This window comes from Streptomyces sp. NPDC005483 (assembly GCF_040606035.1).
In the GTDB taxonomy this organism is placed as follows: Bacteria; Actinomycetota; Actinomycetes; order Streptomycetales; family Streptomycetaceae; genus Streptomyces.
The window spans coordinates 1-9,590 of sequence record NZ_JBEXEA010000057.1 but is presented as its reverse complement, the minus strand read 5'-3'; the positions used below and the strand labels follow the sequence as shown (position 1 = coordinate 9,590).

The 9,590-nt window shown below is 68.8% G+C and carries 1 protein-coding gene and 1 pseudogene; both read left to right on the top strand.

The annotated features are described in order from the left end of the window. Positions 1-420: 420 nt before the first annotated feature. Complete coding sequence (locus tag ABZT06_RS46725; protein WP_355755169.1) at positions 421-9,312, top strand: hypothetical protein; 8,892 nt, start codon at positions 421-423, stop codon at positions 9,310-9,312. Positions 9,313-9,447: 135 nt separating this feature from the next. Next, a pseudogene (locus ABZT06_RS46720) lies at positions 9,448-9,590 on the top strand (IS5/IS1182 family transposase); the annotation flags it as partial.

Genomic DNA, 9,590 nt, shown 5'->3' with positions numbered 1-9,590 from the left:
GAGCCGAGCGCTGCCGGCGGGCCGTCCGCACCGTCCCGAGGAGGAGCCGAGAACCCCGGCTCCACGGGAGGGACACGCGGCAGTGCCGTGAGCAGTGGAACGGGGCACGGCAACGGCTCCGCAGGACAGGGCGTGATCAACAAGGGAGTGAGGCGAGAGGGAACCGGTCCCCGAGGGAACATCGTCGGCTTCGACTCCATCCGAGGTGCGGAGTCGCAAGAAGCCCGGCCGGCACACGGCACCGCCGAGTACGTGTCGTCAGGCGGTGGGGGAAGCGCAGGCCCGAAGCCGCCCAAGGGCTCCGGGCCTCGAGGAAACGCCAACATTCACTCGTTCAGGGACACGTTCGGTGAGGAGACCCACGGGCAGGGTGCTGATGGTGTCAACGGCCCCCGGGGAGAGAACGGGCCGTCCAGCACGTTGAACAACAACAAGCGGTCGGCCACGCAAGTGGCGAACCACGGTCCGAGCCAGGGTCTGGCCGGGGGAGGCGGTGCCATCGGCCGAAGCTCGGCCGCGGCGGACGGAGAGTCCGCCGTCAAGAATGGCGCGGCCTCGGCAGGGCGGGAGGACATACACCTCAACGGCGAGAGGACCGAGGACGCTGCGGCGGAGCAGAGTCTGCCTCCGGTCCAGGAGGAGCAGACGGCCACGGCAAGCCCGGATGGCTCCACGGCGTCGCATACGGTGACCCGCGACGCGGAGGCCACCCAGACACGTCCCGTCGACACCGTGACCCAGCCGAACGACTCGGTCGTTCCTCGGGAGAGCCCGGCCGCCGTCGACACCGCCCAGGCCCAGCCGGTTCGCGGCGCCACGCCGACGCAAGCGGCGACCGAGCACACGTCGTCGGCCACCGGTGCCGAACCCGCCGCCAAGTCGGTGACCAATTCCTCATACCGGGGAGACACCGACGTCCGTACGCTCCAGGACCTGGCCCGTGAACAGCAAGGACAGCCCGGCGGGGGGAACGCCCAGAGTCCCGCCGGCACGCAGCCGTCGGTCGTGTCCGCTCGCACCGAGCACGGCGACACCTCCGTCCCCGCATCCACTGCGGCTCAGGGACCGGCGCGGCGGAACACCGGGGATGTCCGCGCTCAGGGAACGACCGAGCGACCGACGGCGCCGAACTCCCACTCGGCAACCCGCGCCTCGGAGCCGGGATCGGCACCGGCGGCCCCAGGCGGCGCTCATCTCGAGGCAGATCCTTCGCTGACCACCGCGCCCGCGGACGGCCTTCTGTCACCCGGACGCGCGGACGCGGATTCTGCACCTGTGCGGGCGACCGAGCCGGTGCCGGCGCCCGGCACCACACCCCGTACGGACACCGGACCTCGGACGGGTGGGATGACCGCTCCCGACACCCGCTCCCCGGCAGGCACGGCCACGCAGCCCGAATCCATCACCAGCACGCGTACCGGAACGGACGTGGCAGCGACCTCGCATCCACTGTCCACGGCATCGGAACACCGGTGGACCACGGCGCCCGCCGCGCCGGTGGAACGAACCGAAACGGTCGCAACGGGCTCGGTGACGGAGGTCGAACCCGGCACACAGCCGCGCGACACGGATGCCGCGACCGTTCCTGCTGCCCAAGGGCAGGGTGGCCGCCCGGCGGAGCCGGAGCCGCATCTGTCGGATGAGTTGGATCCTGTCATTGAGGGTCTGTCCAATGGTTCGGTGGCGTGGGCGGTCAAGACCCTGAAGGAGGTGGGGTTTGCTCTCGGTGATGCGTGGGCTGCTGGTGCGGATCGTGCTGCGGTGCCTGGGGATGAGGTGTTGGTGGTGCGGGCTGTGGCTGAGTCTGCGGCGCGGGGTGGTCCGGTGGTGTCGGTGGCGCGGTCGGCTTTGCCGGTGGCGGAGGTTGCCGAGGGTGATGTGCCGGTGCTGGTGGAGCGGTGGCTTGGGTCGCTTCAGCGGCGAGTGAGTGGTGGTGAGGTGGTCACTCCGCGGATGCTGGCGGTGCGGGACTGGCTGGTCGGGCAGTCCGAGACCATGTCCCAGGAGCAGCAGGCAGTGCTCGCGGTGGTCCATGAGTCGATGGATGAGCTGGTGCGGGTGCAGCTTGCGGAGCCGGTGGTGCTGCCGGTGGCGGAGACGCCGTTCCGGAATCTGGCGGAGCATCTGTCGGATGAGTTGGATCCTGTCATTGAGGGTCTGTCCAATGGTTCGGTGGCGTGGGCGGTCAAGACCCTGAAGGAGGTGGGGTTTGCTCTCGGTGATGCGTGGGCTGCTGGTGCGGATCGTGCTGCGGTGCCTGGGGATGAGGTGTTGGTGGTGCGGGCTGTGGCTGAGTCTGCGGCGCGGGGTGGTCCGGTGGTGTCGGTGGCGCGGTCGGCTTTGCCGGTGGCGGAGGTTGCCGAGGGTGATGTGCCGGTGCTGGTGGAGCGGTGGCTTGGGTCGCTTCAGCGGCGAGTGAGTGGTGGTGAGGTGGTCACTCCGCGGATGCTGGCGGTGCGGGACTGGCTGGTCGGGCAGTCCGAGACCATGTCCCAGGAGCAGCAGGCAGTGCTCGCGGTGGTCCATGAGTCGATGGATGAGCTGGTGCGGGTGCAGCTTGCGGAGCCGGTGGTGCTGCCGGTGGCGGAGACGCGGTTCCGGAATCTGGCGGATGCCCGACGTGACGACGTTGCCACGGCGCCGTCCACTGCTGCGCAGCGGCCAGATCCCGTACCGCTGCCCACCGCGACGGAATCCGTCGTGTCTCCGCAGACCGACAGCCGTCAGGCACACCTTGCGGACATGGAAGGTGACACCGGCCCCGCGCACAGCACTGGGACCCCTGCGGATGCCATATCGGGCCTCGTCTCTCAGGGCGACGAGGCGGAGCAGCCCATCGCGGCCGGCAGCCACGCGTCCGGACAGGTCGTCCAGGTCTGGTCCGCCAACACGAATCAGTCGCACATCGCAGGTCTGTTCCGCCTCGTGGAACAGGGCATCCGTGGCTCACTTTCACCTCAAGCGCTGTCCGGGGTGATGACACAGCTCGGCAAGTATCAGGGCGAGATGACCCCTCAGCAGCGAGCAACTTTCAGTCAGCTGAGCAACCCCTCGCCTGCGGCACCCACTCACGTCGACGGAACCAGGACTGCGACGGAGGCTGCCGCCAGAGAGGCGCTCCCGCCGAGCAGTCGTTCACGCAACCTCATGGGTCCGCGCCCGCGACTGATCCCCGCGCCGGCGGCGCCACCGCAGGCCCAGGAGCCGTCGCCCGCACACGCGGACGAGCACCAGCCCGGCAGGCAGGCGAGCCAGCACAACGATCGGCCCGAGCCGGCTTCCGTCAAGCGGGAGCGGCGCCGACGACAGTTGTTCAACCAGTCGCCGGTCACCGGGCTCAACCAAGTACTGGATGCCGCACCAGTGACCGACGTCCCGGAACAGCCGCTCGCGCAGCGCGGCCGGGTTGACTACGGCAGAATCGGCGGCGAGTTCGAGACCCAGTGGCAGCTCTCGGCGGCTGAGACCTTGGACCATGGCCACCGCCTCGCCGGTAACTCCCTGCTCACCTTGACGGTCGAGCGCCTGGGCACCGACGAGACACCGTTCCTGGAGATCGTCGGCGCGCCGATCGCCCGCCATGGCGAGCAGAACGGTATCGGCGAAGAACCGTTCTGGGAGTCACTGGAGGAGGTTCTTCGCACCCTGCAATCGGGAAAACCCGCCGACCGGCTGTTCGGAGCACACAACGGATTCGAGAGCATGGAGTACGGCCACGCCGTTTTCGTATCCGAGGACCCGGGAACGCGTAACTGGCTGTCCCCCCAGTGGACTGTCGGGATGCATGCCTCGGAGCTCTTCGACTTCATCATGGAAGACGTCCTGCCGCTGTCCACCGTCCAGAGCCCGCTGACCGCTCGCGTGGACGCCCAGGCCGGCGCGGCCTTCGCCAAGGAAATCGCGGCGCACTTCTACGCCGATGCCCACGGGCTGTCCGCAGTCGACCCGACTCTGGCGTGGCATACCCTGGATGACGCCGAGTACCGCTCCCTGGCAGGCGTGCTCCTGCTGGTGTTCACCCAGGCGATCACCATCGCGCACACCCAGGACGACGAAGCGGTCGGCCAAGCCCGACGCTGGCCCAAGAGCTACACGCTCGTCGCGTCCCGGCACGACCCTCACAAGTTGGCGGAGGCGCTTTCGGCCCAGGCGCGTGACTACCTGAACGTGCATGCCGATCAGATTCGCCAGGCCTTCGTGCGGTACGCCGAGCGCCTCCTCAATACCCGACGGGTTCAGGACCCGCTCTACGCGAGCGTCACCCTTGGACTGGTCAGTGTGCGGAACTACCTGGACAGCTTCCTGCTGCGTGACCCCGACCGGTCGACATCGCAGAAGGCACTGGGCATGATGACCGTCTTCGACGAATTCGACGGCCGTAAGCTGCTGGTCGAACTGCGGTACCTGCCGGATGTGCGGAACGTTTCCGATGCCCGCCAAAGCTACGAAACTCTCAAGCGGCTTGCCTACTCCCGGCACGAGGCGGCGGCGCGCCGAGGCGTACTGGGCTCCGGGCACCACGAGGAGAAGCAGCGATTGCTGGAGGCGCTCGGTCAGAATGCCCTGGTACATATGCTGGGGCGCCTGGTACGCAGTATCGACGCGCTGAACACCGTCGACCATCAGTCGGCCCACGGATTCAGGCCGCTCGACCAGACGGACGTACGGATTCTGATGCACCGTGTGCTGGATCTGAACGGTGTGGACGTTGCGCTGCCGGACAACATTGCTCTGGTGACGAGTACCCGCCAGCGAGCGCAGGTGTCCGATGTCCTGCTGAAGTTGGGCGCTGATCTGACGTCGTTCGCCTTTGCGTTCCACGGCGCCGACCAGGGCCGCGGCGGTTGGGAGACGGTCGGGCCGCACTGGGCCCAGGCCATGCGCGACGTGGCCCGGCTGCGTGAGTACCTGGCCGGTGAACGGGCGGACTGGCCACCGCGCAGTGTCATCGACCTGTGGGGGAGCAGCTACGTCGGGTCAAGCAGGCCGAGCCGTGACACGAGCGGGATCGACGAGGCTGTGCGCCAGGTACTGCACCGCCCGGACCTGACGAATCTGCGGGAGGTCCTGCACCAGACGAGCATCTGGCGCGGTCGGAACGCTGGCGTGCAGGGAACGATCGACTCGGTCGTCGAGATGCTGGAACGGGACGTCCTCTACATGCTGGGTGACAGCATGAGGGTGGAGGAAGCCGCCGCGGGCCAGGACCGGGCCAGGACCGGCCCCCGTGCCTTCCGACCCTCCGTCGGGGTGCTGAATCAGTGGGCCGACAAGTTCGCGTACGCACGCGAGTACCTCGACGAGGCGGAGGACGTTGACGAACTCCGGGCCGCCGCCGCGGTACTGCTGGCGGAGTACCTCATTGAGCTCCCTGCCACGGATGGGTCGCACGCGTCCGACGCCGGGAGCGAGCGTGAACACTACGGCAAGGTCGTCGACGTGGTCGCCTTCGCGCTGGGACAGAGTCGGCATCTGGCCCATCCGGACCGGCGTGCGCGTGGTGTCGCCCAGGGCGCTGCCGAGGCGTTCGGTGGTACGGACATCGTGAGTCAGCGGCCGTCGAACACGGTCACGGTGTCCGGCACCGGCCGGGCTGCCGTGTCCACCTCGGCCGGACTGGCCCGCATCTCGAGCAGGTGGCAGCAGCGGAACAGGGGCATGCTTCGTCTTCTCGAACAGGGAATCAACGGCACCCTTTCCCCCACAGCTGTGAGGAGTCTGCAGGAGCAACTCGAAGCTCTGGTCCCGGAGATGACTCCGCAACAGCGGGCCACCTTCCGCAGGCTCAGCACCCCTGTCGGCGCGGCACAGGCCGACCGGAACGGCGCGAGGACCGTCGCCCCGCCGCGCCGCCCGCACGGCCCGCGCACTCACCGGACGGCAAGCCCCTCGGAGACTCCCGCGGCGCCGGTCGGCCAGGCCACTGGTGACACCGCGACCGGTGCCCGGTCGCTTTCGAGGCCTGCGGCGACGGGAACCAGGGTGCAGGGTCCGCGCCCGAGGCCGGACCGGGCGCGAAGCTCCGAAGCGAACGTGGAGCAGACCGCCGCGCCAGCCGTCGACATGTCTGCCCCGAGCCTCGCCGGCCGGGAGCGGCGTAGGGGGGGGCAGCTCAGCCGGGAGGACGCGGCCGCGCTGAGCGCCGCACTCAACCTTGGGGACGACGCCCCCGCGAGCGAGCCTGCCAAACCGATGGCGGAGGCGCCCACAGGGATCCGGTCGGCGGAGCCCGGTCAGGAACTCCCGCACATCGACTACGGCAAGATCGGCGCGGAGTTCGAGACCGACTGGGACTTGGAGGTTCCCGACAACTATCACCACGGCAGGATTCTGGCGGACGACGGGCGGCTGAAGCTCACCGTGGAGCGGGTGCGCCCCGGCGCGGCACCGTTCCTGGAAATCGTGAGCATGCCGATCGCGTACCGGGGGGAACCGGGCGGCATCCCGGAGGAGCAGTTCTGGCGTTCGCTCGGGGACACCCTCGAAACCTTGAACCGCACGGGCGGCGGCAGACTCCACGATCTGTTCGGCCCGCACAGCGGCTTCGTCGTACACCACGCGGACGCCGTGCTCTCCACGGACGAGGGACGCGAGCTGACACTCGATCCGCAGTGGACCGTCGGCATGCACCCCACCGAACTGCTCGACTTCCTTCTGGACGACATCCGGTCGCTCTACCACGCGAGCAGCCCGGACGACCCGGACCAGGTCGACCTGGCCGTCGGTGCCGCCTTCGCCAAGGATCTGGCGGCGAACTACTTCGCCCACGCACACGGCGTTCTCGTCCCCAACACAGCCATCGCGTACCACCTGCTGGACGACAACGACGTCCGGTCCCTGGCGGGCATGAGCATGCTGATCTTTCTCCAGGCGATTGCGGCCGTGCGAGGCGGCAATGACGTTGCGGCCGGAAACAAGACGAGAAGGTGGGTCAAGAGCTATCTGACAGTCGCGTCACGGCACAGCCCCGCCACCCTGGCGGGGGCACTCAGCCCGGCGGTGCGTGACTATCTCGAAGTGCACGCGGAACAGGTGCTGGCCAAGTTCGCGGAGTACGCCCACAGGATCCAGACCCGCGACGCCCGCCACTTTGATCCGCTCGCCGATCAGTTGGCCGGTGCCAGCGTCCGCCAGTACCTCGAGAACTTCCTGCTCCGCCGTCCTCCGGTCCACGTGGACCAGCACGCCTTGACCATCGAGACCACCTTCGACGAACTGGACGGTGGCAAGGTGCTCGTCGAACTGCGGGATCTGCCGGAGGTGAGGGGAGTCGGCGAAGCCCGCGACATGTACCTGACCCTCAAGAAGCACGCCCACCACCGCTTCGAGATCGCCGCTCGCCGAAACCTGACGGGCTCCGCTTCCCCTGCGGTCTCCCTCTACCGGTGGGTGTCGGCCGACACCGATCTCGCCAAAACCGTGCACATGCTGGTGCGCAGGATCGACTTCCTCGACGGTGTCCGCCGCCGCGCCGGCTTCGGCGAACCGCTCTGGGGCGAGGAGATCGCCGGCATGCTGCGCCGTGTGCTCCGGCTCGCTTCCGATGGCAATGCGGTCGGCGGGCAGATCCCGCCGTATCTTCAGGACGAAGGGGAACGCGCAGTCGCCGCCGAGGTGCTGAGCGTGGTGGAGACACGGATCAGGGAATTCGCTGTCCAGGTCAACGTTCCACTCAACCACGTCGCGTGGAACGAGACCCGAGGGCCGTGGGACCAGGTCATGGCGGACCTCTCGTGGCTCCGTGAGACGCTCGTCGCCGAGCCGGGTTTCTGGCCGCCGTCGGCCGGCGTGCTGGAGACCATCGCCACGTCCAGCCACCATGACCTCCGTGACGCCGTGGCACGCGTGACCTTGGCGCCGGAAGACACCCTGGCCCTGCGGGACGTGCTGGCCCAGGCCGAGGAGTTCGGCGAAGCGGTGGGCGAGAACCACCCCTCGGCCGTCGGGGACCTGGAGCGCTGGGCGCTGCACGCGTTGACCGTTGCCACACGCACCGACGGTGGCCTGTCCACCGCGGCGAGCACGGACGCGGAGCTGGGTTCTCGGGCCCAACCGTCGGTCGCCGACCTGCGCCATTGGACCGACCTCTTCGACTTCGCACGCGACCTGCTGCCTTACCTGCCTGCGGCGGACGACGTGTGGACGACGGCCCGGCAGATCGTCCAGGAGCACCACGTCTCTCCCCTCGCACCGGGAGAGGACGACTCGGTGGAGGCGGGCGCCTACCGCTGGCTGCACAACAGGGTGGTCGACGTCGTCGTCTCCACGCTCTTCCAGTACAGGGGCTCGCCGAACGCGCTGCACTACGCCACCGGCGTCGCCCAGCAGATGGCCGTCGCGTTCGACAGCGCTCGCCCCGCCTGGGACGGCAGTGCCCCGTCGGCTGATGCGCCGGTGCAGGTCTGGCAGGCACGTGACACCGACGTCACCGCTCATGGCCTGCGATCAAGGCTGCGGGACGCCATTGACGGGCCGGCCCGGGACACCAGGCTCATCGCCCAGCTGCTGCTGGCCATCCGCAGATGGGAGGGCCGACAGGAACAAGACCTCACGGGCGACACCCTCCAGGCGGCGCTGGATGACCATTACTGGGCCAATGACCTCTTGCTCGCAGCGACTGTCCCGACTGCGGACGTTTCTGTGAACATCGTGCGCGCAGCCGAAGAGGAAGTGACGCGCACCGCGGCGGTCCTTGTCTCTCTCGGCGTGGACCCGAAGCTTCTCCGTCGCCGCGCCGCACCGAGCGGAGTGGAGAGCCCGGAAACAGAGGACGGCACCGCACCGGCACAGCAGCTCGCGACCGTCGGCGCGATGCCTGCGGCCGAGGACCGTCCGGACACCCCATCGGAGGGGGAGACCGCCCCGGCGGCTGCGGACGAGCCGGACCAGGCTGTCGGCGCCCCCCGGGTTCCCGACACGGACCGCGCGCCGGTCACGGACCCGGACGTAGCCACCAGGAGCAACCCCATCAGGTACTCGGAAGCCGCCGCCCCGAACATCGCCGAGCTGGTCGGGACGGTGTGGAAGCCCCAGGAGGGGACGCCGGCCGAGGCTGATGCGAGCCGCGTGGCCCAGGCGGTCGTGGATCACATCGGGCGCACCCTGGCCACGGCCGGCGTCGACCCGCAGTCCCGCGACATCTACGTCGACCTGTCCAGCTTCCCGGGCAAGGAGAGTGACTGGCTCACCCACGTCTTCAGCAAGGTGCCCGATATGGCGCGTCACTCGGTGCGCGTGATGTTCTCCGGCTTCGACGTGAACCTCTGCCCCGATTCCGATCTCGATGCCGACTTCGTTCCCATGGACGCCTGATCACTTGCGGGCCCGGCCGATCGGCCGGGCCCGCAGGCGGCGCGCCCCGGTCACTGAACCTCTTTCATCCTGGGGTCTGAGGAGTGAAACAGGCTGGTCAGGTGGGGTGACGTGGCGAAGCCCCTCGTCGTTGGTGTGGTGATCTCACTCAACACGCCGACGGCCGGGGGGCTTCGTTGGTTCTATCCTTCCACGCTCGACGTCCCGCACGAGCTGGTCGAGCATGTCTCCTGGCTCATCTACACCCGAAGGCGTGAACTTCGCTCGCCGTGGCGGAA